Source organism: Arsukibacterium sp., assembly GCF_033721375.1.
Taxonomy (GTDB): Bacteria; Pseudomonadota; Gammaproteobacteria; order Enterobacterales; family Alteromonadaceae; genus Alishewanella.
Genome location: NZ_JAWWAP010000008.1, coordinates 223759 through 249684, shown reverse-complemented (window position 1 = coordinate 249684; position 25926 = coordinate 223759). Strand labels below are relative to the sequence as shown.

Below are 25926 nucleotides of genomic sequence, written 5' to 3'. Positions count from 1 at the left end.
CGCCAGGGCCCGGATTTAGTGAGGTTGTTACCCCTTTGGAGGTAAAGCCGGTTATCTTTGATACCCTTCACCCGGCCGGCGCGGAAAATAAAAAACCGCCCACTGAAATCCAGGGGCGGTGCAGAGGAGCCAATAACAACATTGGCCAACGTGGAGCGCTAAGACAAAATGGCTTACAGCTGGTAACTCAGCATTAGCCAAACCTTGGTGGTATCTGCTGCCAGCGTATCGGCACTGTAATGAGCCAGTTTCAACAAGGCAGACAGCTGTTTACTGACTGCATAACCGGCACTGGCATTCCATTCGCTGCCGTATTTGCTGTTGCCCGCATCGCTGTCAAAGCGGTGATAGGTAACGGCAAGTGCAACATTATTTAATTTACCGCTGGCTTGCAGCCAGTTATCTCGAAGGCCATTATCGGGGGTGTTTAAGAATATATCAGCAAACCCGGAAAAGGCATGCAGGGTAGCCAGTGGGGTTTGAAAAGCGCTCTGACCGTCGCCGGCAAGCCGTTCTTGTCCGGCTTGTAACGTGACGCGTTCCAGTGCCCAGCTCACACTCAGACGATGGTAATGATGGCTAACGTTTAACGGCGCATTATGGGCATCATCCTGTTTGGCCAGGGCTAAATGCCAACTAAGTTTCGGCCCGCTAGTTAACTTGCCCTGATAGTCGATACCAAGGGTGCGGCTACTGCGTGCTGCCCAGCTATCAAACTCAAAATCATAGCCAAAAGCAGCCAGTTGCTGGGCAGGGCTGAGTTGCCACTGCAGCAGTGCTGTATTGAAGCTACCACGCTGATCTGCCGCGGCGCCTTCAGGGCCAAACACCCGGTTAACGTTATAATAATGGCCCACTTCGGCGCTTAAGCCCTGTTTGAAACTTTGCTGCAGCCGGTAACCGTCTAAGGTTTGCTCATTCTGGCGCCAGCCTACGCCCCCTAAAAAGCGCTGATTCAGCTGGTTTACCAGCTGGCGGCCAGCGCTTAGCACGGTGCCATTGTCGCTCTGGTAACGCAGCAGCGCCTGATTAATATCAGTGCCCTTAGGGTCGGCTACCACACTGTAATTTGTATTGCCATTTACGGTGCTGTTGTAGTTATCGCCCCCCAGCTGGCTAACATTGTCCAGCTGTAATAACGCACTAAAACCATAAGCCTTGCCGGTATCAATGTTTAACCGGCTGCGCAGGGTAGAGGCGATAGCGTCATCCAGGGCGTTATCCTGATCAACATATTCTAAGCGGTAGCGAAAATGCGCCGAAACGCTGCTTTGCTTAACTGCAGTGTTCAGTTCATCACTGATACTGGCGGTAACCGGTGTGGGCAGGATAGTCGCAGATAACGCGACTGTGATCGCAAAAGGTAAAGCAGAAACAGCGGTTGTCATGGTGGATCTCCAGACTGCAAATGATGCAGAGATCCTAGCCTGAAATAATTTTTTTTATAATTAGGTTAAGGAGTTACCTAATTATTGGTAGGGGAGGTGATAAACAGGAATAAAGGGGTAAAAACGCAGAGGCGCCAGCTGTTCCGACATCATTGGCGCCTCAGGTTGGGCTGGTCTGGCACTGCCGAATTATTGCATTAGTGGCGACGCTGACAGGTTAAAATCAAAGCCGTCTATTTCTGCATCGACAATCAGTGTATGAATATACTGCGCTACTGCTTTGCGCCGGACTTTTTCATTTAAATATTCGGCAATTTTCTGCTGTACTGCGCGAAACGGTAGTAACTTGCCGGGTACTTTGCGGGCAATATGGACGACATGGTAACCATAGCGGCTTTCTACCGGCTGTCTGACCAGGCCAGGCTCGGCAGTGAAAAGTTGCCGCTCAAATTCCGGTACTGTCTGGCCCCGGCTGATTTGGCCTAAGCTACCGCCGGTTTCTTTGGACGGGCAGACGGAGTAATGCTGCGCCAGTGCGGCCAAAGGTTCGCCTTGTTGTAACTGGCTGATGAGCTGCTCGGCCAGTATTTTGGCCTCTACCCGGGCTTTGTCATCCTCAGGTGCTGCGGCCAGCAGAATATGGCTTGCTTCCAGTAACGGCGAACTTTGAAACCGCTGTGGGTTTAGCCGGTAGTATTGCTCGCATTCTTCCTGGCTTGCTGTGGGAATTGCCACTTCAGCCGTAATTAATGCATCGAGAAAATTATCATCGCTGGCGGTGTTGGCTTCACTTTTTACGCTAAGGCCTAGCGCTTTAGCCCGCTGGCGCAGCAGCTCGCCGATAATCAGTGATTCGGCCGCTTTTAGCATGGCGCCGCGTTTATCGCTGGCCGGGTGGTACTGCATTTCGGCCATAATGGCCGCTTCGCTGATACTGGCGTTGTTTACTTGTATCATATTAAACCTCTGATATCGTTGCCGTTTAGCATGTCGCCAGACTGCTTTCAGCCGGTATTGCACACAAAGACGCCGTAAATCCCTCCCTGGAGGCTCCTCTTTGGCATCCATGCCAAAGACGCTTTGTTTAGCAATATCAGCTCGCAGTCTGGCTGGTCAATCGATCCTTTCTGGCCCAGGTTGGAACCTCGATAGCGCAGCCACAGAGTGTCTGAGCGCAGCGAGTTGCTGTGGCGAGCACAGCGAGTGTTGCAACCGTCAGGGCCTTAAACCGTGCGTTATTCAAGTCGTCTAGCGCACAAACCGCTGGCGTACTATCTGGTGCTGGCGGCTGATGTACTGCACCGGCACGCTGAGCATATGCACTAAGCGGCTAAACGGGAACACTACAAACAGCGTCATACCCAAAAACACGTGTAGTTTAAAAATCCAGTGCACGCCGCTAATGGCTTCTGCTGCTGCCACGCTGTTAAAGGTGACGGTATTTTGGGCCCAGGCCATCAGTTTTAGCATCTCAGCACCCTCTAAATGGCCCATTGATACGGTAATACTCAGCAAGCCCAAAATTAACTGCGCATAAAGTAAAAACAAAATGGCGATGTCCATCGGGTTGCTGGTGGCGCGAATGCGCGGGTTAAACAAGCGACGTTTAATCAGCACCGTTAAGCCGTAAAAGCAGATCAGGCCAAATAAGCCACCAGCGCCGATTGCGATCAGCTGTTTCATCTGGGTGGTAATACCAAACAGATACCAGATTTCTTTTGGCATTAATAAGCCAAAGAAATGGCCTAAAAAGATGCCCAGCACGCCAATGTGAAACGCGATACTGCCTTTACGCAATTGCTTGCTTTCCAGCAGCTGGCTGGAGCTGGTTTTCCAGCTGTATTGCTCTCTGTCGTAGCGAATCCAGCTGCCAATCACCATAATGGCGATGGCAATGTAGGGGTAAATGCCAAAGGCAAACATATTTAAATGTGCCATGTTAATGCTCCTTTAAGCGCGCTTAGCCGCGGCTGCTTTATAAAGTTGTTGCCCAGCCTCTTCGCTACCTAATAACTCCGTACTTAGCGGAATAAACTGATCGCGGCGCTGTCCGTCGGTAGGCTTGTTACCTGTGCCGCACGCCGAATTGGTTTGCTCGTTGCCGATAAAGCTGACCATTTCTTCCTCCCAAACCTTGTCGAGCTCTTTGGGCGTATCGTCACGTTTTTCGCTGGCGATCTGACTTTTAATATCCGTCAAATCAATTTCAGCAGCAGATAAGGCGACCAGAGTGGCAAAAATGCTGGCGTAGTCCGACTCACGCTGCTCAAGGCGGCACAACAGTACCGCCAGCACCGGCGCAATTTCTTCCAGGCCAATTTGTGCGTTTTGTCCGCCCTGAGTGGATAAAAATTCCAGGTAAAGCGGCAGGTAGTCCGGCAGCTCTTTTACGCCGATATCCAGACCGGCCTCTCGGTATTGCGCCATCAGATTAACCATGGCCTGACCGCGATCGCGTGACTCGCCATGAATATGCTCAAAAATCAGCAAGGACAACGAGCGGCCGCGTTCAAAAAGGCTGTCGTATTCAGACTGCCAGTCCATCAGTTCACCGCTGCTGCGGGTTTCTATAAAAGCACTTAAACTTTGCTTAAGTTCTGCCGCGATAGCGGCATCGGCCACTATCGTCAGCAATTCAGCTTTGGCATCAATTAACGGCTGCTTCGGGTAATCCAGCAGCAGGGATAACAGTTGTAGTATGGGCATGCTTTGAATTGACATAAAATTTAATCCTTAATCTCAACCGGGATAACCTGACGTACACCTTTGGCTTTGGTGCCAAACAGATTTACGCCGTTATTGCCATCGCCACAGCCGTTGCCAAAACTAAAACCACAGCTTGATTTTAAGTCATAGGCGTTTTCGGCGTAGGCGCGGTGGCTGGTCGGAATGACAAACCGGTCTTCATAGTTTGCCAGCGCCATATAGCGGTACATTTCTTCTACCTGTACCGGGGTTAAGCCTACTTGCTTTAACACCTCGGCATCTTCTACCCCGTCTACCTGCTGGGCACGTTTAAAGGCGCGCATCGCTATCATCCGCTCCAGCGCCCGCACTACCGGCGCTTCATCACCGGCGGTGAGCATATTGGCCAGATAACGCAGTGGAATACGCAATGATTTCAGATCCGGTATTTCACCGTTCATGCCGACATGGCCAGCCTGTACTGCGCCCTGAATGGGTGACAGTGGCGGCACATACCAGACCATTGGCAGGGTGCGGTACTCCGGGTGTAGCGGTAAGGCTACTTTCCAGTCCATTGCCATCATATATACCGGCGAGCGCTGGGCGGCTTTAATCCAGTTATCACCAATACCTTCCGCTTTGGCTGCAGCAATTACTGCCGGATCGGTCGGATCGAGGAAGATATCCAGTTGCGCCTGATACAAATCTTTTTCGTTTGGTGTATTGGCGGCCGCTTCAATTTTATCGGCGTCATACAGCAGCACACCCAGGTAGCGGATGCGGCCCACACAGGTTTCCGAGCATACGGTCGGCTGGCCGGCTTCAATGCGCGGGAAGCAGAAAGTACATTTTTCTGATTTACCGGTTTTCCAGTTGTAATAGATTTTTTTGTACGGGCAGGCCGAAACACACATCCGCCAACCGCGGCATTTGTCCTGATCAATCAGTACTATGCCGTCTTCCTCGCGCTTATAAATAGCACCGGAAGGACAGGCTGCAACGCAGGCCGGATTTAAGCAGTGCTCGCACAAGCGGGGCAGGTACATCATAAAGGTCTTCTCAAACTGCCCGTAAATGTCTTTTTGCACCACTTCGTTAAAGTTCTGATCGACTTTGCGTTTGGCAAACTCGGTACCGAGAATTTCTTCCCAGTTCGGGCCCCATTCGATTTTTTCCATCCGCTGGCCGCTGATTAACGAACGAGGACGTGCCACCGGCTGATGTTTGGTATCGCCAGCAGTATGTAAATGCTGATAGTCAAAATCGAACGGCTCGTAGTAGTCGTCAATTTCCGGTAAGTCCGGGTTAGCGAAAATATTCGCCAGAATACGGCGTTTGCCACCGATTTTCAGTTCCAGCTTACCGCTTTTATTGCGTACCCAGCCGCCATTCCATTTTTGCTGGTTTTCCCATTCTTTCGGAAAACCAATACCGGGCTTGGTTTCAACGTTGTTAAACCAGGCGTATTCGACGCCTTCACGCGAGGTCCAGACATTTTTACAAGTGATGGAGCAAGTGTGGCAACCTATGCACTTGTCTAAATTCAGCACCATGCCAATTTGGGCTCTTACTTTCATGTTACTTACTCCAACCTTATTTAGTGTCTAACCAGTCGACTTTGCCCATTTTCCGGATGATGACAAACTCATCGCGGTTACAGCCAACGGTACCGTAGTAGTTAAAGCCGTAGGATTGTTGGGCATAACCACCGATCATATGGGTGGGCTTCATCACCGCGCGGGTAACCGAGTTATGAATACCGCCACGGGTACCGGTTAACTCGCTGCCGGGTACGTTTACAATGCGCTCCTGGGCGTGGTACATCATGCTCATGCCCTCTGGCACCCGTTGCGATACCACAGCGCGGGCGGCGATGGCGCCATTGACGTTAAAGATGTCAATCCAGTCGTTATCCTCAATACCGGCAGCGGCAGCGTCGGTTTCGCTTAACCAGACGATAGGGCCGCCACGCGACAGCGTCAGCATCAGCAGGTTGTCCGAGTAAGTACTGTGGATACCCCATTTCTGGTGCGGCGTGATCCAGTTCAGTACGATCTCTTTATTGCCGTTCGGTGTTTTATTCAGCACCGGCTGCACGGTTTTTAAGTTAATCGGTGGCTTGTAGCTGCACAGCTGCTCGCCAAAATCGCGCATCCACTCGTGATCCTGATAAAACTGCTGGCGGCCGGTAATGGTGCGCCATGGGATCAGCTCATGGACGTTGGTGTAACCCGCGTTGTAAGACACATGTTCATCCTCCAGGCCAGACCAGGTTGGCGAGCTGATGATTTTGCGCGGCTGGGCGACGATATCGTTAAAACGAATTTTCTCGTCAGCTTTAGGCAGTGCCAAATGGGTGTGGTCGCGACCGGTAATTTTGCCAAGCGCCTGCCAGGCTTTTACCGCGACATGGCCATTGGTTTCCGGTGCTAAGGATAAAATCATCTCGCAGGCATCGATGGCGCTGTCAATCTTCGCCATGCCTTTGTTAATGCCTTCGTCAGTATGCACCCGGTTCAGTTTTTTCAGGAAAGCGACTTCGTCCTTGGTATCCCAACCGATGCCTTTACCGCCATTGCCAATTTTCTCCAGCAAAGGGCCAACAGAGGTAAAGCGTTGATAGGTATTGGGGTAATCACGCTCAACAATATTAATATGTGGCATGGTCAAGCCCGGTATGGCCTCACATTCGCCTTTCCACCAGGCTTTTACGCCATAAGGCTGGGCCAGTTCGGCCGGGGTGTCGTGGTGCATTGGCGTGGTGACAACGTCAGTTTCTACACCTAAGTGGCCAACGGCGGCTTTGGAGAATGCCTTGGCGATGCCTTTAAAGATTTCCCAGTCGCTGCGTGCTTCCCATACCGGATCAATGGCAGCGGTTAACGGGTGAATAAACGGATGCATATCCGAGGTATTCATATCGTCTTTTTCATACCAGGTGGCGGTAGGCAGCACAATATCGGAATACAGGCAGGTGGTTGACATCCTGAAATCCAGCGTCACCCATAAGTCGACCTTGCCTTCAGCACCGTTGTCAGTCCACTCAATATCCTGCGGTTTTTTGCCACCGAACTCGCCTAAGTCTTTTCCTAACAAGCCATGCTTGGTACCCAGAAAATGCTTCAGCATATATTCGTGGCCTTTACCGCTGGAACCCAGCAGGTTAGAGCGCCAGATAAACATATTCCGCGGGAAGTTTTGCGGGCTGTCGGGCTGTTCGCAGGCAAACTTAATGCTGCGATCTGTCAGCTGCTGCAGCACATAGTCTTTTAGCTCAACCCCGGCCGCCTTGGCTTTGGCGGCCAGGCCCAGCGGGTTAACGCCTAACTGCGGTGCGGATGGTAACCAGCCCATGCGCTCAGCACGGCTGTTAAAGTCGATAATGCTGCCGCTCCACTTTTCTTTGTTCGCCAGCGGTGATACTACTTCGGTCATATCAAGCTTTTCATAACGCCACTGGCTGGAATGGTTATAAAAGAATGAGGTACCGTTCATATGACGTGGTGGCCGCTGCCAGTCCAGCGCAAACGCCAATGGTGTCCAGCCCGTTTGTGGCCGCAGCTTTTCCTGGCCGACATAATGCGCCCAGCCGCCGCCGCTCTGGCCGATACAACCGCACATCATCAGCATATTAATTAAGCCGCGGTAATTCATGTCCATGTGATACCAGTGGTTTAATGCTGCGCCGACAATGACCATCGAGCGGCCGCGGGTTTTATCGGCATTGCGGGCAAATTCGCGGGCTACTCTAATCACATCGTCCGGGTTAACACCGGTGATTGGCTGCTGCCAGCCCGGGGTATAGGGCACATTGTCCAGATAGGTTTTTGCACGACTATCATCACCAATGCCGTTATCGACACCGTAGTGTGCCAGCATTAAGTCAAATACAGTGGCAACCAGCGCCGTGCTGCCATCGGCCAGCTCAACTTTTTTGGCCGGAATTTTGCGGATTTGCACATCGTCGTGCGCGGTGTGCTGGAAATACTGATATTCGTGCGGCGCGCCACCAAAATAAGGAAAAGCCACGTCGACCAGCTCATCACGGTTATCTTTTAACGATAACTGTAAGTCGATATCACCGTCTTTATCTTTTTGCTCAAGGTTCCATTTTCCGGCCTGGCCCCAGCGGTAACCAATGGCACCGTTTGGGCTGGTTAAGCGGCCATCGCTGTTAATGGCAATGGTTTTCCAGTCCGGGTTGTTGTCTTCGCCCAGGTTATCCACTAAATCGGCAGCACGCAGGAAACGGCCCTGTGTCAGATGCTTATCCCCTTGTTCCAGCATCACCAGCATCGGCATATCAGTGGTGCGTTTTACATAGTCGGTAAAATACGCGCTTGGGTTATTAACGTAAAACTCTTGTAAAATAACGTGGCCAAACGCCATTGCCAGCGCGGCATCGGTACCCTGGCGTGGCGCTAACCAGGTATCACCGAACTTAGAGGCTTCTGAATAATCTGAGGTGATAACACAGGTTTTGGTGCCTTTGTAACGTACTTCAGTTAAAAAGTGCGCGTCTGGTGTGCGGGTTTGCGGCACATTAGAGCCCCAGACAATAATGTAATTCGAGTTATACCAGTCGGCCGACTCCGGCACGTCGGTTTGCTCGCCCCATACCTGGGGTGAGGCCGGTGGCAAGTCGCAGTACCAGTCGTAGAAGCTTAAGCAGTTACCGCCGATTAACGATAAATAACGGGCACCTGCGGCGTAGGACACCATCGACATCGCCGGAATGGGCGAGAAGCCGGTAACCCGGTCCGGGCCATAGGTTTTGGTGGTATACACATTTGACGCAGCGATAAGCTCGTTCACTTCATCCCAGCTGGCGCGGATAAAGCCGCCCAAGCCGCGACGTTCTTTGTAACTTTTCGCTTTTACCGGATCGCTGACAATAGACTCCCAGGCTTTTACCGGGTCCTGATGCAGCGCTTTGGCTTCGCGCCACAGTTTCATTAATTGCTGGCGTACCTTGGGGTATTTTAAGCGATTGGCGCTGTAGATATACCAGGAATAGCTGGCGCCACGCGGACAACCGCGCGGTTCATGATTCGGTAAATCCGGCCGGGTGCGCGGATAGTCGGTTTGCTGGGTTTCCCAGGTTACCAGGCCGTCTTTTACATAAATTTTCCAGCTACACGAGCCGGTGCAGTTTACGCCATGGGTTGAGCGCACAATCTTATCGTGCTGCCAGCGCTGACGATAACCTTGTTCCCAGGTTCTGTCTTCGTTAGTGGTAACACCGTGGCCGTCGGCGAACGGGGCTTTGCGGGTTTTGAAAAACCGCAGTTTGTCGAGTAGGTGACTCATGGTTTACTCCTGGTCTTGTCCTGCATGAACAGACATCTTGCTTTTCTGGTAGGCACACTATAGAAACTACACTGAGATAATGCTTGATTTGGATCAAAGCGGCTACCGCGCTAAATGACTGATAAAAAACAAAAATACCCACAAGGTGGTAGTGTGGGTAACGCTGTTTTAGTTGACAATACGCAGGTCTATACCCCCTGCAAAGCCAGTGCGGTAATATTGACTACCCCGGCGGGGCAAAAGGAGTAGCTCATTTTTGCCGGCAATTTTTGCCAGATAGCAGCGCGGCAGCCAATAAGCAGGTATGCTTAGCCAGTAATGTAAGCGGAGAAGTTATGCGACAGTTTTCAATAGTCAGCCGAATTAATATTGCCCTGGCCTGCATTGTAGCGCTGGCTATCGGTACCATGCTGGTCTCGTACTGGTTATCAGATAAAACCGATAATGATGCTCACGCAGTCAATGTCGCTGGCTCGCTCAGGATGCAAAGTTACCGTCTGGCCTTGCTGACGCTGCAGCAGGATGAACAAAAGCTGCAGGCTGCCAAAGTACAATTTAATCAAAGCTGGCAACATCCGGTGTTTACCCGCTTTATGCATAACGAAAAAATAGCCTCGCAATTCGAAACGGCCAGACAGCACTGGCAACAACTGGAACCGGAATTGGCGCAGTTGTCACAACAGCCGGTACAGATTGAGCAGGCTCTGACAGAGCAGATTCAGTTGCTTGAGCAGCTGGTGTCTTATATCCAGCAGGATGCCGAGCAGAAGGTCCGTAGTTTCCGTACTCTGCAGCTGGTCGCATTACTGGCCACAGTGTTGTTGTCGGCTATTGTCATTTATTGGTTAAAAGTGATGGTTCAGCAACCGCTGGAAACACTGACTCAGGGCGCGAAAAGAGTTGCTATGGGAGATTTTACCCACCGTCTCAGCGTGGAGAATAATGATGAGCTGGGCACTCTGGCGCACAGCTTTAATAAAATGAACGATTCCATCGCTTACATGTATGGCAATCTGGAACAGCGGGTAGAACAGCAAACCGAGGCGCTGAAGCATAGCAATACCACGCTACGGTTTTTGTATAACACGGCGCAGCGTATTAGTGAACATGTGCCGGAGTATGTCGATTTTAATCAGATTATTGCTGAGTTAAAGCCGGTGGTTAAACTCGACGATTTGGAATTGTGTCTGTTCACCCAGGAAGGCGATAAACCCTATATACAACTGGTGCCCGGAACCGACGGTGCAGAACCTTGCATTCAGCTGAACTGCGGTGACTGTTTAAGTCAGACAGAAAATGCTGGCTGTACAACTCATCAGTTTAATTTTCAGCTGCAACGCGAGCGGAAAAAATATGGTGTTCTGGTGGCACGGGTTACACAGGGCCAGCAGCTGGCTAAGTGGCAGCAACAGTTGCTGAGCTCAGTCGCTGATCAGCTGGCACTGGCATTAAGTTTAAAATCTGAAGAACAACAGGTACGCCGGCTGGCATTGATGCAGGAGCGCACTGTGATTGCCCGTGAATTGCACGACTCGCTGGCCCAGGCGTTGTCTTATTTAAAAATTCAGGTAACCCGCCTGAATAAAGCGACCCAAAAAGATGACAAAGCTATTATTGCTGATGTATCGGCTGAGTTGAAACAGGGTCTGGATGCGGCTTATCGCCAGCTGCGCGAGCTGCTAACCACCTTCCGTTTAAAAGTTGATGGCGAAGGCTTGTTAAGCGCCTTACAAACCACGGTTAAACAATTAACCATTCAGTCTGATTTGCACATCAGGCTGGATTACCAGTTGACGAATGTGCCGCTGGCGCCACATGAAGAAATTCATCTTTTGCAAATTATCCGGGAAGCCAGTCAGAATGCTGTGCATCATAGCCAGGGCAGCGAGCTTAAAATCAGCCTGCATCATAGTGCTGAGGGGATCAATCTGGCGGTGGAAGATAATGGGGTTGGCATACCTGCATCGGCTGAAAAACTAAACCATTATGGTCTGGCCATTATGCAGGAACGAAGCAAGCATTTAGGTGGCAGTATTCAGATTAAAGCCCGTGCAGAAGGCGGTACCGGTGTGTATTTCAGCTTCCGGCCAGAGTATTTATTACAGCAGCATCTGGCATGATGGAGCGCAAAGGGGGCGTATATTTACGCCCCCTGTGGTTTGCAGGAATAGCTGTTTGGGCTATGGATTATAAAACTCGCCGTTTTTACGCAGGTAAAAAAACCAATTCACCAGCAAACACAGGCTGTAGAAAATGGCAAACCCTACCATCGCGTATTCCGGGGTAGCCGCTTTTATTTGCTCTCCCAGTACCTGTGGAATATAAAATGCACCATAGGCGGCAACGGCTGAAGTCCAGCCCAGTACCGGGCCAGCTTGTTCTTTTGGAAATACCACAGCAATGGTGCGGAAGGTGGAGCCGTTACCAATACCACTGGCAGCAAACAAACCTAAAAAGATCAGGAAGAACGGCACAAAGTACTGTTCCGGAGTGGCGCTTTGATAGGCCAGCTGCATATAGTAAGCCGCACCCAATGCACATAGTACCATCACCACAGAACATAGCTGGGTTACAAAGGCGCCACCGAGTTTATCAGCAATCCAGCCGCCAACCGGGCGGATCAGCGCGCCCACAAAGGGGGCAATCCAGGCATAAGTTAAGGCGCTGGGGCCGTTGGGGTTTGGCGTAGAATGGGTCATAACGCCATCTACCATAATATGGCTGTAGCCAAATATCACTTTAATGGATAACGGGAAGGCGGCGGCAAAGCCGATAAAAGAGCCAAAAGTCATCACATAAAGTACGCTCATTACCCAGGTGTGTTTATTGTTAAAAATCTTATATTGCCGATCCAGACTGGTGCGAATGGCGCCCGGCAACAATTTAAGTAAAAACACGGTGGCAAATAAGATTGCAATCAGCACAATTTCTTTCGGAATACCAAAACCTGAACCATTGGCCGACTCCGGTAAAATTAACCATAGACCGGCAATAGAGGTGATAAAACCAATGCCCAGCATGGTCAGAATGATGCTGAAAGATTTGGCTGCTGAAGGCAGTTTAGGTGTCACTTCTTCGGTATGAATATTGTTAGTGCCAAACCAGAGCAAAAACGCCAGCGGTATCAGGGTGATTAACCAGGCAAAACCGGCATTCTGGATCCAGGTTTCAGTGCCGGCCGGTATGGTACCGGTAACGGTGCCGCTGGCTTTAGCCAGGATCATCGGCTCCCCACCACCGAGCAGGGTAAACACGCCATACGACATAAAAACCGGCACCAGGATTTGCACGGTAGTAACACCAAAGTTACCCAGGCCAGCGTTTAAGCCCAGTGCCAAACCTTGCTGCTTTTTCGGAAAAAAGAAACTGATATTAGACATTGATGAAGCAAAATTGCCACCGCCAATGCCGGATAACAACGCCATCAGCTGAAATACCCACAGCGGGGTGTCGATACTTTGCAGCGCCAGCCCGGTTCCGACAGCAGGGATCAGCAGTAAGCTGGTAGTAAGGAATAAGGTGTAACGACCACCACACAACCGCACAAAAAAGCTGGAAGGAATACGTAACGTTGCGCCGGTTAAGCCGGCAATTGCGGTAAGCGTAAACAGCTCTGCCGTGCTAAACGGATAACCTACGTTAAGCATTTGTACCGTGACAATACTCCATAACATCCAGACACCAAAGCCGCAAAGCAGGCTGGGGATGGATATCCACAGGTTACGGTTGGCAATAGCCTTACCCCGGCTGTGCCAGAAGTTGTCGTCTTCCGGTTGCCATTGTTTAAGATCTGACATAGTTCACTCCTGTTGGGAACAGCAATTTAAGCTGCCCAAACTATGCAGGGTCAAACGCTATGTCACAATGTATCTTCAGAGTTAGCCGTGGTGGGAAGAGGGATAGTTAGGGGTACCTAGAAAGTGGTAGCTTTAAAAATTCTGGTTAAAATAATTGATATATATCAGTAGCATATAATCAGGCGGTGAGCTCAGGTAGCGCTTAAAGTTTAAATTAAGCCCGGCTGCTGAACAGCCATTTTACTGATTTATATCAAAGTTCGTCCCGGCTTGTTGTAAGCTAATAGCATATAGATACATTGTCTAATCTTGGAGCGGGACATGGCAGAGCAGAAATCCAGCATTATGTTAGTGGATGATCACCCTTTATTGCGCAAAGGCTTAAAGCAGTTATTAGCGCTGGAAGATGAGCTTGAAGTGATTGCTGAAGCCAGTAGTGGCGCTGAGGCAATTCCGTTGGCAAGCGAGCTGGACCCGGATTTAATTATTCTGGATTTAAATATGCAGGGTATGGATGGTATTGCGACCTTAAAAAAAATGCGCGATGAAGGCGTAACGTCCAGGATAGTTATGCTGACTGTTTCTGATGCAGATGAAGATGTCGTTAATGCTATCAGTAACGGCGCAGATGGTTATTTACTAAAAGACAGTGATCCGGAAATTTTACTGGATCAAATTAAACGCTCGCTTACCGGTAAAATGGTACTCAGTGAAGCGATTACTCAGGTATTGGCAACTGCACTACGCCGGCCGGCGGTTAAAACGCCGGCTGAACTTAACAGTCTGACTAACCGTGAGCATGAAATTCTCAGTTTTATTGCTAAGGGCTTAAGTAACAAGCTGATTGCCCGTGAACTTAATATCTCGGATGGCACAGTAAAAGTCCATGTTAAACATTTATTGAAGAAGCTTGGCCTGCGCTCACGGGTTGAAGCAGCGGTGTGGATGGTTAACCAGCAAGCTTCCCAGTTTTAGTGGAGAAACGCCCGATGCAAGACGCCCGCGTCCCGAAACAAATGCTAACTGCAGAGCAGGCAATATTACAAATGCTTGGCGAAGTGCAGCCGCTGACCCAAAGCGTTAGTGTGCCACTGAACAATGCGCTGGATAGAGTGCTGGCACAGCCTGTGGTGTCAGACATTAATGTACCGGGTTATGACAATGCAGCTATGGATGGTTATGCGCTGCGCGCAGCGGATGTTAAGCCTGACGTTCGATTGGCGGTGGCCGGAACCGCGCTGGCCGGCCATGCGTTTGCAAATCCTGTCCCGGCAGGGTGTTGTGTAAGGATAACCACCGGGGCCGTGTTGCCTGAAGGTTTAGATACTGTGGTGATGCAGGAACAGGTAGCGCTTAGCGAAACCGACCAGCAGCAATCGATTCTCTGTCAGCTCCAACCAACAATGGGCGAGCATGTCCGCCGTGCCGGTGAAGACATCGCCAAGGGTGCTGAGGTGTTTACTGCTGGTCATAAGCTGCGCCCGGCCGATATCGGTTTGCTGGCGTCTCTGGGCATTGCCAGTGTTAATGTGCTTCGTCAGCTAAAGGTAGCGATATTTTCCAGTGGTGATGAGCTTGTTGCGCCGGGGCAAAAACTGCCGGCAGGTCATATTTATGACAGCAACCGCTACGTTATCGCCGCAATGCTTAAGCGTCTTGATGTGCAGCTTATCGATCTTGGCTTATTGCCAGACGAGCCTGGGGCAATAGAGCAGGCATTTCAGCAGGCGATGAAAGAGGCCGATGTGCTGGTAACCAGTGCCGGCGTGTCGGTGGGCGAGGCCGATTATACCCGGCAAATTCTCAGTAAGCTTGGCCAGATCAATTTCTGGCAGGTGGCGATTAAGCCGGGGAAGCCGTTCGCCTTTGGTAAACTTAACAATTGCTGGTTCTTTGGTTTACCGGGTAACCCGGTGGCGGCAGTGGTCACGCTGGAGCAATTAGTCCAACCGGTGTTGCGTAAACTTAGCGGTGAGGTTATCCAATCGTCAGCTAAGTTGTTGCAGGCAGAATGTGATGTACCGCTGAAAAAACAGCCCGGGCGGCAGGATTATCAGCGCGGCTGGTACTGGCAGGGCGAAACCGGTTTAAAAGTAAAAACCTCAGGCGCCCAAAGTTCGGGCATGTTGAGCTCTATTGCAAATGCTAACTGCTATATTGTCTTGCCGCGTGACAGCAGCAGCCTGCCAGCCGGTGAAATGGTATCGATACTGCCGTTTTCAGATTTGTTACGCTGATATCCAAAAATGAGCATACCTCTTTTGCACCGGCTGAAGCCGGTGCGGTTTTGATCTGTATCAACACCAGTTAGCGCAATAATAACCACACTGCCGGCATCAGCTAAAACGGGAGTGGTTTATGTTATTAATCGATGCGTTGTTGCAGGAACTAGACATTTTTGGTGTTAAACAACTGTTTGGCATTCCCGGCGATTTTGTGCTGCCGTTGTTCGAGCAACTGCAGCAGCGCAACCACTTGCCGCTGTATTATTTAAGTCATGAACCCTCAGTGGTATTTGCCGCCGATGCAGCAGCCCGGATCAGCAATAAACCGGCGGTAGTTATCCTCACTTATGGTGCCGGAGCCCTTAATGCCGTCAATGCGGTGGCCCAGGCTTATGTTGAACATGTACCGCTGTTAGTTATTGCCGGTTTCCCTAGCCAGGGCGAGATTGCGCGCGGTTTGCAAATACATCATCAGGCCAGAACGGTCGACTCACAGCGCGATATTTACCGTGAAATTACCGCTGCCCGGTTTCGGTTAGATAACCCGGATACTGCCGGTTCCGACATTCGTGCCGCGTTAACCGTGGTGGAACAGCAAAGCCGGCCGGTGCTGCTGGAAATACCGCGTGATGCGCTAAGTTTTAACACGTCTGCCGCAGGGCCTTACCTGCCTGAACCGATAGCGGCGGATAAAATTGAGCTGGCCGTCGCTGCGTTAACTGGCCGCTTACAAGAGGCAAAAAAGCCGGTGATATTAGCCGGGGTAGATGTCCGCCGTTTTGAGGCAGTGACTGAGCTGGAAGCCTTAGCCACTAAGCTGAATATACCTTTTATCTGCACGCTGATGGGCCGTGCCAGCTTTAATCAGCACCATCCGCTGTTTGGCGGTATTTTTCTGGATAAATCTGATATCCGCCCGGCAAAGCTGTTATCTGAAGCCGATCTTATTCTGCAAATTGGCGTGATTAAAACCGATAGCAATTTTGCTGCCCATTCAGAGCTGTTCCCCGCTGAAAAAGTGCTTTGTCTTGAACAGCAGCAACTGGCATTAAAGCCGCTGCTGGCAGCATTGCTGGCCGCGCCACTAGCGGCATTTCAGCCACCGGTAATGCCGGCTTTGCCATCTGTCGCAACAGAGCAGCAGCTTAGTGCCACCAGCCTGGTGCAGGGTTTGGAGCGGATATTGACCGCCCGCCATGACACTGTGCCACTGATTTCTGATATAGGCGATTGCCTGTTCGCCTCTTTGCATGCTAATCCCAGCCTGATGCTGGCACCGGCGTTTTATGCTTCTATGGGCTATGCGGTGCCTGCCGCCTTTGGCGTGCAGGCCGCCACCGGCTTACGGCCGGTGGTGCTGGTAGGCGATGGCGCCTTTTTAATGACTGGCCTGGAGCTTGGCCATTGTGCCCGCTATGGCTTTGCCCCGATTATTATTGTCTTTAATAACCAGCGCTGGGACATGATTGACGCTTTTGCTCCCGGCCTTAACTGTACCGGCTTAGATAACTGGCAATATGCCGAGCTGGCCCGCAGCATGGGCGGACATGGTATGCAGGTTAGTAACCTGGCTGATTTTGACGAGGCATTGTCGTTGGCGCTTAGCAGCAACAGACGCTTTAGCCTGATAGAAGTAATGCTACCGGCAGGCAGTCGCACCGCACGGCTGAATAACTTCGCTGAGGGCTTTAAAGCGGCAGCCAAAAGCAATCTCACACCATGTTAGCTATCCGGGCTTTGGCTTTGCTCATTACCTGTCAGGTGTTTACCGCTGGTAATAACAATGACAAACCTTGGATGTGATCAGTGATTCGGCGTTAAGCTAGTCCAACGCCACTGCTTTAATTTGCGCATAAACCTGCTGGCCAATTTGTAAGCCGAGCCGGTCTGCTGATTGTTTGGTTAGCAGTGCCTGCAGTGGCTGGCGGTCAAGCTCCAGCTGTACCAGCAGTTCGGCGGGGTGCGGTGCGGGGTGTATGCCGGTAATGCTGACCTGAAGCTGATTGCTGACTGAGCAGTCGCTAAGTGGTTTCAGGCTTAGCGCGACATCGCGCGCCTGAATACGTAAACGGTATGAGGTGGCGGAGTAGTTTGCGTCAACACTATGCTGTGGTGAGGGTAATTGTAACTGCTGTTGGCCGATACTAAGCTGCAGCAGGTGGTTGTGGCTGCCCTGGCTTTTGGCGTGCAGTAGCGACATAGCACCGATAGCAGCCAGTTCGGGTTGGAGTAATTGCTGTTGCAGCGGGCCCTGGCTGTGGATGCGGCCGTGTTGCATCAATACCAGCTGATCGGCCAGTTTTACGACGTCGTCCAGCTGATGACTGACCAGCAGCATAGGTATGCCGGTTGTATTAGCTATGCGCTGTAAAAACGGCAAAATCTCGCTGCGGCTTTGCTGATCCAATGATGCTAAAGGTTCATCCAGCAGCAGTAATTGCGGCTGGCTCAGTAAAGCCCGGCCCAGTGCGATGCGCTGGCGCTGACCGCCGGATAAGTACTGTGGCGCCAGTTTAAGCAGTGACGTCAGCTCAAGTAAGCGGATCACCTGCTCTGGTTGCAGCCGCACAGCAGTTTGCTTTGCCAGCCGGTTAAAGCCATACAGCAGGTTTTGCTCAACTGATAAATGCGGCAGCAGGCTGCTTTCCTGAAATACCATACCGATCCGGCGCTGATGCACCGGCACAAACTGTTTACCCTGTTGCCATGGCGTTTCGTTAAGGCAAATTTGCGCATTAGCATGGCGGTCGAGCCCGGCAATTGCACGCAATAAGGTGGTTTTACCACAACCCGAGCGGCCAAATAGGGCGGTAATACCGTTTAGCGGCAGGCTGTTATTTAACTGCAGTGAAAATTCGCCAAGAGCCAGGCTTAACTGCACTGTAAGCGTTTGGCACTCAGGCGCAGCGGCTAATTGGCGTGGCTGGCTAATATGCTGCCAGCAGTGCTGGGCGGCATGTTGCAACAGGCTAATCATAGTATGGCCTCGCGTTCAAACCGGCGGTTTAACCCATATACAATAAACAGTACTGCAAAGGCGGTAATTAATAACCCTAACGATAACTGATGCGCCTGCGCATAATTCATCGCTTCGGTGTGGTCATAAATCAGTACCGATAACACCTGGGTTTCGCCGGGTATACTGCCACCGAGCATTAAAATAACCCCAAATTCGCCTAAGGTATGGGCAAACGTTAACGTTGCAGCAACGATAAACCCACCACGGCATAGTGGCAGTATTACACTGAACAGCTGATCCAGCTTGCTGGCACCTAAAGTAGCGGCGACTTCCAGCGGCCTTGGTCCCATGCGTCGAAAGCTTTCCACTAAAGGCTGCACGGTAAAGGGCAGCGAGTAAATGACTGAGCCAATTAGAATGCCACTAAAGCTAAATGCCAGATGGTTTAGCCCCAGTTGCTCCAGGGTACTGCCGATAGCGCCATGCGGCCCAAGCAGCAGTAACAAATAAAAACCCAGCACAGTGGGTGGCAATACCAGTGGCAGCGCTACTATCGCCTGAATGGCGGTGCGCAGTTTGCTATGGCTAAGCGATAACCACCAGGCCAGCGGGGTACCCAGCAGCAGTAAAATCAGCGTGGTGTATAAACACAGCTTAAGGGTGAGTTGGATGGCTTGCCAGTCCTGACTACTCAATATTGTGAGAAACTCAGGCATGGCTTAGTCCTGTGCCGGCAGAGTTGCTGGCAGTTCAAAGCCGAAGCGTTGCATTACCGTTAGGGCAGCCGGATTTTTCATAAAGGCGCTAAAATGGTGAGCAGCAAGGTTATCCGCGCCATGACGGGTAACCACAAAAGCCTGGGTAAGCGGCTGATGCAGGTCTGTCGGAATAAGGTGATAACCCTGTTTGGCCAGTTCAGGAAACTTTGCTAACGACAGCGCAATAATGCCAATGTCTGCACCGCCGCTTTGCACCAATTGTGCGGTTTGGGCGATGTTTTCGCCATACACCAGCTTTGGTTCAAGCTCTGCCCACAGGCCAAGAGTTTGCAAAGCTTCTTTGGCACGTTGGCCATAAGGCGCATGCGCCGGTTGAGCAATGGCCAGGCGACGAAACGTCATGTTTTTCAGCTGATGCAGCTCAACCTCTGACATATTTTGCCGTGGGCTCCACAGTACCAAATGACCCACAGCGTAAGGTTGTGGCACAGTAACCGCGTGGCCATCCTGGTACAGCAGCTCAGGAAAGCGGCTGTCAGCTGAAAAAAACAAGTCAAAAGGCGCGCCATGGCGAATTTGCGTGCTGAGTTTGCCGCTTGACCCATATACAACATGAATATCTGTGGTGGGGTGCTGCTGGCGAAACAGCAGAATGACTTCATCTAAGGCATAGCGTAAATCTGACGCTGCAGCCAGCATCAGCTTGTCGCCGGCATAAACCGGTAGGACGTAAACCAGAGAAAACAGACAAAACAGCAGTGCACTCCGGATCATATTTTACTCCCAGCGCGCCAGCGCCTGCTGATCACTGGCTTTGGCCTCAACCCAGTAATCACCCTCTGCGGTATGTTCTTTTTTCCAGAACGGTGCGCGGTTTTTTAAGTAATCCATAATAAACTCGCAGGCGGCGAACGCAGCGGCCCGGTGGGCGCTTGCTACCCCGACAAACACTATCTGCTCATTTGGCTTAAGCCTGCCAACCCGGTGAATAATATGTACAGCAGCCAGTTGCCAATGATTAAGCGCATCGGTGGCAATGCGGTTAAGTGCCTGTTCGGTCATGCCAGGGTAGTGCTCCAGTGTCATGCCATGCAGAACGGTATCATGCAGCTCTCGCACCAGGCCGCTAAATGTGACAATTGCTCCACAGGCTGCATTACGGCGTAGCTCACTGTATTCACTGGCCAGACAAAAATCATCACTTTGTACGGCGACAAATATGCTCATATCAGCCTCCGGTTACCGGGGGGAAAAACGCCAGTTCATCCCCATCCTGCACGCTGGCGGTTAGCGGCACCAGTTGCTGGTTCAGGGCGCAAAGCAAATCAGTGCGGCTTAGCTCCTGCTGCCAGTTTTGGCAGCGGCTTTGCAATTGGCTGAGTACCGATGCCACATTCAGTGTATTGCTCTCACAACTGAGCAAGTATTGCTCGCAATCCAGTCGCTCACGCAGCGCTGCAAAAAACAGAATTTTAATCATATTGCCTCCGAAATATAATGCCCCGACTTACCGCCGGTTTTTTCCAGCAGCCGGATCTCGCTAATGGTCATCGCCTTATCTACCGCTTTACACATATCGTAAATGGTTAGCGCTGCCACACTGGCGGCAGTTAATGCTTCCATCTCGACGCCGGTTTGGCCGCTTAGCACACAGCAGCTTTCAATTTTTATTTGACCTTGCGCTGGCAGTAGCTGAAAGTCGACTGATACCTTGCTTAGCATGAGCGGATGGCACAGCGGAATAAGCTCACTGGTTTTTTTCGCTGCCATAATGCCGGCAATGCGGGCGGTGGCCAGTACATCGCCTTTTTTCAGTAAGGCCTGCTCAATTAAACTGATCACTTCTGGCGTGGTAAATACTACTGCGCCGGCGCGGGCCAGCCGCTTAGTGTCCTGCTTGTTACTAACATCGACCATGGCAGCGGCACCACTTTGATCCAGATGCGTTAAATGTGGGAATTCACTCATTTCAGGCTCCACAATTATTGATTGGGTTGTTTTTCACATGAGCAACAAAGTTACAGGGACCGGTTTTGCTATCCAGCTGTGGCAAAATCAATTGCTGCATGGCAAGCCTGCAGGCACCGCCAGAGCCAGGCATCGCAAATAGCAAAGTGCCATTGGCCAGTCCAGCCAGTGCGCCGGATTGCATCGCGGCTGAGCCTAATTCGTTAAACGTTAACTGTCGAAATAACTCGCCAAAGCCCGGTACCTGTGTATCCATAAGCGGTGTTAATGCCTCGACCGTACAATTACCCTTGGCATAGCCGGTGCCACCATTCAGCAACACTACCTGAATGGTCTCGCTTGCGATCCACTGACTTAACACGGCACGTATGTGATATTTGTTGTTCGGCAATACTATCCGCTCTGCTAATTGGTGACCTGCGGTTTGCAGCAGCTGACAGAGCAAGTCGCCGCTGCTGTCATTAGCGCTGCTTCGACTGTCCGAGACGGTAAGTACGGCTATAGTCAGCGGATAAAACCGGCTTAAATCAGGCCTTGGCATAGTGCTCTCCGTTATTTAGTAATTTCAGGCAAAGCTGCCAGTCTTGTGGGGTATTGGTATTAAGCAGTTCAGTGGTCGGGGCCGGCAGAGTTCGCGCATTAAGGTCTGCCAACAATGCTTTAACCGAACGCTGGCCGTTTTGCAGTTGTTTACTAATCATGGCACTAAGTGTCGGGTTTACCGGCAGTACGCAGGGCAGCGGGCTATTGGCAAAACAGGCGGCTTGGCCAGCCGCGTGTCGCAGCAGCCGCTGCAGACTAAGTGTGCTCAATAATGGCGTATCTATCGGTAATACCAGTAACTGTGAGCTGCGACAGCGCTCAAGCGCCGCTAAAATACCGGCTAAGGGCCCTTGTTGCTGAGTTTGATCGGCAATAAAACCCGGTTGGTTACGACTAATCAGTACCTCTGCTGCACCGCTTTCTTGCGCCAATTGCTGCATATGCTCAAGTAAATTCAAGCCATTAAGGTTTAGCAGCGCTTTATCCTGGCCCATGCGGCTGGATTTTCCTCCGGCTAAAATCAGTGCGCTAAATTGCATACAACTGCTCATATTAGCCACCAATCTGGGCTAGGTGCCGGGTGCTGCCACTGTAATCTTCAGCCAACTGATGGCTGAAAGCTTTGCCTTGCACTGCTTGTTGCAAAAAACGAATTAAGGGCGCGCTATTATCTGTTTGCAGCAGGCTACGCAACTCCTGGTGGTTGTCGGTAAACAGACACAAATACAGCTGACCCAGGCTTGAAACTCTAAGCCGGTTACAGTCGGCACAGAAGTCTTTGCTGTAGGGCATAATCAGACCAATCCGCCCCTGATAATCTGCATGCGAGTATTCCAGAGCTGGACCGTCAGTTTTCGCTTTGACATTCAACTGCCAGCCCTGATCCAGTAGCTGTTGTTGAATGCTGGCACCACTTAAATGTTGGCGTTGATAAAAATCAGCATTATCGCCAGTACGCATCAGCTCGATAAAACGCAGCGCAATATCCTGCTGTTTAACAAATTTAAGAAAATCGGGCAGGGCCAGGGCATTATGCTGTTTTAGCAGTACGGTATTAATTTTTACCTGCTTAATGCCAATGGCTTTAGCATGGGCTATGCCCTCTAAGATGTCGGCTAATTTGTCCTGGCCTGTGACCAGGTGAAAGGTGTCGGCATCCAGGCTATCGACGCTAACGTTCACCGCATCCAGACCTGCTTCCTGCCAGGCCAGCACATCACGTTTTAAACGGTAGCCGTTGGTGGTCAGTGCCACTTTTTCAATACCGGGTACCGCTTTGCAGATAGCGATAATTTCGGTCAAGTCTTTACGCAGCGAAGGCTCGCCACCGGTAATCCGTACTTTGCGGGTACCCAGCCTGGCAAAGGCAGTAACCAGATGTTTAATTTCGCTTAGGGTTAATTCACCGCTACGGGAGTCACAGTCATTGCCATCAGGCAGGCAATAGCTGCAGCGAAAATTGCAGATTTCAGTAACAGAAAGCCGCAAATAGCTAAAGCGGCGCGCATAAGCGTCAGTTAACATAATTCACCTTTCCAAATGGGGAGGTATGGCCGTTTCCCGTCATACCCGGTGGCATGATTGCCACGGCATACCGTTCATCCCTGATATCGTAAAATACGTATCAGGCTTAGAGCCGGTAGCTCGGTGTTGTGGATTAATGTTACATGCTGAGGCTACGCTTGGTTATTGCCATTAAGAGGGGGCTTGTTTACTCCATTGTGGGTAGGTAGGCTTACAACAGGATAATAAAAAGCAAAAACGCCACCCATAAGGTGGCGTTTTCAAAGAAATTTTTGGTGCGTCCTAGTGGACTCGAACCACCGACCCCTACCATGTCAATATAGTGCCGGTACTCCGGTAAGTTATTGACACCAGTTATAAAACAGCTGTTTTAACCCCCCTTAAAACAGTGAAATTCGCTCATTTAAAATCAAAGGCTTACATTTTGATTTTGATAGTCAGATCCGTAATTCTGCCTGGCATTCGGTCCACTCTGGTTCGTGCCGGTCGGTATAGTGCGCTGTCATTTTGGCTGTACTGTGGCCCATAAGTGTTTGCACGTATTCTTCTGCAAAGCCCGCCTGCAAATATAAGTGCCCGCCAAGTGCGCGTATTTCGTGAAACGTTGGCCGCTGCTCTGCCGGCAGGGCTGCTATCGCTGGCACCAGATCCCTGTAGTAAGCAAACTCTTTACTAAGTGTTTCCGGCAGCACCTGGCTCCAGTGCGTTTTGGCTTTGCTGGCATACAACCGTTCTGGCCGGCGATGAATTATGTAAGGGCTGGCAATGCCGCTTCTTCTGCTTCGCTGCAGTATTTCCTGCAGCGATTGGCTTACCTTGATCCGCAAAAATGCCCGGTGGCCATGCTTTTCGGTTTTACGCTGGATCAGTTCCAGATAATCGCCTTTGACATTTTCATGCTTAGACTCGCAAATATCACCCCGGCGCTGCAGTGTGATCAGTGCGAAGTCCATGGCTATCTGTAACCACTCTGGCGCCCCAGCATAAATTTGCTTATACAATTCCAGTGGCAGTGCCTGGCGTTGTTTGGTGTCAGCCGCCTTGGCCAGTGTCGACTCTGCCGGGTTATCCTCAGCAATGCCTTTGGTCAGGCCGTAGCGGAATATATCGACCAGCTGGCCGCGCATTTTTATGTAAGCGTTATTCTTAAAGCCTTTGTCCAGGTAATCAGCAACGAACTTAACGCTCATGTCGCAAACCAGCATTTTAGATAAATCCAGTTCCAGCCGGTTAAGCCGGTATTCTGTTATGGCTAAGGTGCTCGGCTTTAGTTTTTTTGTTGGTACAAATTCATCCCGGTAACGCTGCAGTAACTGGCCGAACTGGGTAGCGCCTTCTGCAATAACCCTGTGCACTAAGTCGGATCCGTCCATCAGCATGGCATTCAATTTTCTGGCGGCCACGTTGGCGGCTTTCATATCTGAACCCATGCCATGAAACTTACCGGTTTGCGGGTGTTTATATTTGTAGTAGCCGCCCTGGGCGTATAGGTTGCGCTCCAGATTGCGGTTCCGCTCTTTTCGTTTGCGTGCGTTCATTTATTCAACCGGCTCTAAGGACATTATCAACCAGTTCGTTACCGGTTGATTTCTGTTCATCTTCAATATCAACATACCACGTACCGCCAATTTTGCGAGCGCCGGGAATGTCGCCGTTCTGAGCCCAGCGCCGGGCTGTTTGGTTTGATGGCGGGGTGGTAAAGCGTTTTTCCCGCCACTCATCTAATGGCATTAGCTTTTTCATTATGACCTCACTTAACTGTCATCTTCTGGGCGAGGCAGGCCGGTTATGCTGTTCCAGCTTTTGCCATAAGCAATGTTGTTCACCACAGATAACTTAGCTTTAAAACGTTTCGCTATTTGCGGTGTGGTTTCTGCAGTTTTGCATGCCCGCTTGTTGCATATCGCTGCCCATATTTCACGGGCTGTTTGTTCGCTGATGGTGTAATTGCCGCCGCGGCCACCGCCTGCCTTTGGTGCTGATAAAGGAATGCCAGCGTCTAATCGATACTTAACACCACTCCAGCTAAGTTTGTGTTTTCGGCCCAGCGCAGCGGTGCTGATGTTATTGTTCATTGGTTTAACCTTAAAAACTTATCAGTTAACTGATTTAACCCGAGCCCAGTCGATTTCTTTTATCTTTTCGACTGTCTCGGCTACGTCATTCATTGCATTAAAAGCACGGTTAAAGTTGCTCTGGCTGACGCCGTTAATTGCTGATGCAACAGAGTCGGACAAGCCGGTTACCAGATGATCTTTAAGCGCCGATTTAATGTTGTCGCTGCGAATATCCGTGCGGCTTAGTAGCAGTTCAAACCGCTGCTGGCACTGACTGCCCTGGCTGATGTATTTCATGCTGCACCTGCCCGTTTTGTCAGAACAGGTAGCGGCATGCCAGGCATGATGAAAAACCAGTAAATGTTAGCTGCGTTGCTTAGTTCGCTTTGAGGCGGAAAGTATTCGACAGCTGTTACTTCTGGGCCGAACAGCGTGTTTTTAATCTGCTGCAGTGTTGCCCAGTGATCAGGGAAAACTGCATCATCATGCCGCTGTACCATTGCTTTCACAGCAGTACTGCCGTCCGACATAAGGCAGTTGTCGTCAATCATCACAATAAAGTGATTATTCCTGTAAGCGCGAGTCATCCAGTCCGGCCAGGCACGTGATTGCGACTTATCCATCTGAACGAATGGGCCTGCTGGCTTGGATAGCATCTTCTTAGCTACTTTCATTGCTTCTGCTGTTCTGGCCATCACTCACCAGCCTTATCTGTAACTTCTACGGCAGTACCCTGTCCGACCATTAAATT

General features: G+C 50.8%; 25 protein-coding genes and 1 riboswitch. Of the genes, 4 read left to right on the top strand and 21 right to left on the bottom strand.

Going from position 1 to position 25926, the window contains the following annotated elements:
- Window positions 1–173: 173 nt before the first annotated feature.
- The 6 genes from R3187_RS14335 to R3187_RS14310 form a co-directional block, all read right to left on the bottom strand.
- On the bottom strand, window positions 174–1388 hold the full coding sequence (locus R3187_RS14335; RefSeq protein WP_318967731.1) for a hypothetical protein: 1215 nt from the start codon (window positions 1386–1388) through the stop codon (window positions 174–176).
- A gap of 189 nt (window positions 1389–1577) precedes the next feature.
- A complete protein-coding gene (locus R3187_RS14330) occupies window positions 1578–2345 on the bottom strand; it encodes a peptidylprolyl isomerase (protein ID WP_318967730.1) in 768 nt (255 codons plus the stop codon).
- A gap of 291 nt (window positions 2346–2636) precedes the next feature.
- Window positions 2637–3326 (bottom strand): respiratory nitrate reductase subunit gamma, encoded by a 690-nt coding sequence (gene narI / locus R3187_RS14325; protein ID WP_318967729.1) that lies wholly within the window; start codon window positions 3324–3326, stop codon window positions 2637–2639.
- Window positions 3327–3338: 12 nt separating this feature from the next.
- On the bottom strand, window positions 3339–4109 hold the full coding sequence (gene narJ, locus R3187_RS14320) for a nitrate reductase molybdenum cofactor assembly chaperone (RefSeq protein ID WP_318967728.1): 771 nt from the start codon (window positions 4107–4109) through the stop codon (window positions 3339–3341).
- A 5-nt stretch (window positions 4110–4114) separates the two neighbouring features.
- A complete protein-coding gene (narH, locus tag R3187_RS14315) occupies window positions 4115–5650 on the bottom strand; it encodes a nitrate reductase subunit beta (RefSeq protein WP_290616998.1) in 1536 nt (511 codons plus the stop codon).
- Between the two features lie 16 nt (window positions 5651–5666).
- Window positions 5667–9383, bottom strand: a complete 3717-nt coding sequence (locus tag R3187_RS14310; protein WP_318967727.1) for a nitrate reductase subunit alpha — start codon at window positions 9381–9383, stop codon at window positions 5667–5669.
- 335 nt (window positions 9384–9718) lie between these two features.
- Between R3187_RS14310 and R3187_RS14305 the strand changes: the two genes are divergently transcribed.
- Window positions 9719–11503 (top strand): type IV pili methyl-accepting chemotaxis transducer N-terminal domain-containing protein, encoded by a 1785-nt coding sequence (locus R3187_RS14305; protein WP_318967726.1) that lies wholly within the window; start codon window positions 9719–9721, stop codon window positions 11501–11503.
- Between the two features lie 60 nt (window positions 11504–11563).
- On the opposite strand, the gene R3187_RS14300 is transcribed toward R3187_RS14305, so the two are convergent.
- Window positions 11564–13180, bottom strand: a complete 1617-nt coding sequence (locus R3187_RS14300) for an MFS transporter (RefSeq protein WP_318967725.1) — start codon at window positions 13178–13180, stop codon at window positions 11564–11566.
- 321 nt (window positions 13181–13501) lie between these two features.
- On the opposite strand from R3187_RS14300, the gene narL reads away from it, so the two are divergent.
- The 3 genes from narL to R3187_RS14285 all read left to right on the top strand — a co-directional run bounded on the left by narL (window position 13502) and on the right by R3187_RS14285 (window position 17131).
- Entirely contained in the window at window positions 13502–14155 is a 654-nt protein-coding gene (gene narL / locus R3187_RS14295; RefSeq protein WP_290616989.1) for a two-component system response regulator NarL, read from the top strand.
- A gap of 14 nt (window positions 14156–14169) precedes the next feature.
- Entirely contained in the window at window positions 14170–15417 is a 1248-nt protein-coding gene (gene glp / locus R3187_RS14290; RefSeq protein WP_318967724.1) for a gephyrin-like molybdotransferase Glp, read from the top strand.
- 121 nt (window positions 15418–15538) lie between these two features.
- Window positions 15539–17131, top strand: coding sequence for a thiamine pyrophosphate-binding protein (locus R3187_RS14285; protein WP_318967723.1), 1593 nt, complete (start codon window positions 15539–15541; stop codon window positions 17129–17131).
- Between the two features lie 96 nt (window positions 17132–17227).
- Here R3187_RS14285 and modC read toward each other — a convergent pair whose 3' ends face one another.
- The 14 genes from modC to R3187_RS14215 form a co-directional block, all read right to left on the bottom strand.
- On the bottom strand, window positions 17228–18382 hold the full coding sequence (gene modC, locus R3187_RS14280) for a molybdenum ABC transporter ATP-binding protein (protein ID WP_318967722.1): 1155 nt from the start codon (window positions 18380–18382) through the stop codon (window positions 17228–17230).
- Window positions 18379–19080: a molybdate ABC transporter permease subunit gene (gene modB / locus R3187_RS14275; protein ID WP_290612742.1), complete on the bottom strand. Its 702-nt coding sequence runs from the start codon at window positions 19078–19080 to the stop codon at window positions 18379–18381. Before modB ends, modC begins: the two co-directional genes overlap by 4 nt.
- A 3-nt stretch (window positions 19081–19083) precedes the next feature.
- Entirely contained in the window at window positions 19084–19857 is a 774-nt protein-coding gene (gene modA / locus R3187_RS14270) for a molybdate ABC transporter substrate-binding protein (RefSeq protein ID WP_290616982.1), read from the bottom strand.
- Window positions 19858–19860: 3 nt separating this feature from the next.
- Window positions 19861–20310: a molybdopterin synthase catalytic subunit MoaE gene (gene moaE / locus R3187_RS14265; protein ID WP_290616980.1), complete on the bottom strand. Its 450-nt coding sequence runs from the start codon at window positions 20308–20310 to the stop codon at window positions 19861–19863.
- 1 nt (window position 20311) lies between these two features.
- On the bottom strand, window positions 20312–20563 hold the full coding sequence (locus R3187_RS14260; protein WP_290616978.1) for a MoaD/ThiS family protein: 252 nt from the start codon (window positions 20561–20563) through the stop codon (window positions 20312–20314).
- Window positions 20560–21051, bottom strand: a complete 492-nt coding sequence (gene moaC, locus R3187_RS14255; protein ID WP_318967721.1) for a cyclic pyranopterin monophosphate synthase MoaC — start codon at window positions 21049–21051, stop codon at window positions 20560–20562. Before moaC ends, R3187_RS14260 begins: the two co-directional genes overlap by 4 nt.
- A gap of 1 nt (window position 21052) precedes the next feature.
- Entirely contained in the window at window positions 21053–21592 is a 540-nt protein-coding gene (locus R3187_RS14250; protein ID WP_290616974.1) for a molybdenum cofactor synthesis domain-containing protein, read from the bottom strand.
- The gene (locus tag R3187_RS14245; RefSeq protein WP_318967720.1) at window positions 21579–22145 is read right to left on the bottom strand and encodes a molybdenum cofactor guanylyltransferase; all 567 of its coding nucleotides are present in this window, start codon (window positions 22143–22145) and stop codon (window positions 21579–21581) included. Before R3187_RS14245 ends, R3187_RS14250 begins: the two co-directional genes overlap by 14 nt.
- A 1-nt stretch (window position 22146) precedes the next feature.
- Entirely contained in the window at window positions 22147–23118 is a 972-nt protein-coding gene (gene moaA, locus R3187_RS14240; protein WP_318967719.1) for a GTP 3',8-cyclase MoaA, read from the bottom strand.
- Window positions 23107–23256, bottom strand: a riboswitch (molybdenum cofactor riboswitch). Its footprint overlaps the gene before it by 12 nt.
- Window positions 23257–23555: 299 nt before the next feature.
- On the bottom strand, window positions 23556–24656 hold the full coding sequence (locus tag R3187_RS14235) for a tyrosine-type recombinase/integrase (RefSeq protein ID WP_318967718.1): 1101 nt from the start codon (window positions 24654–24656) through the stop codon (window positions 23556–23558).
- Between the two features lie 4 nt (window positions 24657–24660).
- Window positions 24661–24861: an excisionase gene (locus R3187_RS14230; protein ID WP_318967717.1), complete on the bottom strand. Its 201-nt coding sequence runs from the start codon at window positions 24859–24861 to the stop codon at window positions 24661–24663.
- A gap of 11 nt (window positions 24862–24872) precedes the next feature.
- Window positions 24873–25193, bottom strand: coding sequence for a hypothetical protein (locus R3187_RS14225; RefSeq protein ID WP_318967716.1), 321 nt, complete (start codon window positions 25191–25193; stop codon window positions 24873–24875).
- Between the two features lie 21 nt (window positions 25194–25214).
- Window positions 25215–25472, bottom strand: coding sequence for a PapB/FocB family fimbrial expression transcriptional regulator (locus R3187_RS14220; protein ID WP_318967715.1), 258 nt, complete (start codon window positions 25470–25472; stop codon window positions 25215–25217).
- Window positions 25469–25870 (bottom strand): hypothetical protein, encoded by a 402-nt coding sequence (locus tag R3187_RS14215; RefSeq protein ID WP_318967714.1) that lies wholly within the window; start codon window positions 25868–25870, stop codon window positions 25469–25471. The genes R3187_RS14220 and R3187_RS14215 overlap by 4 nt, the downstream gene beginning before the upstream one ends.
- Window positions 25871–25926: the final 56 nt, after the last annotated feature.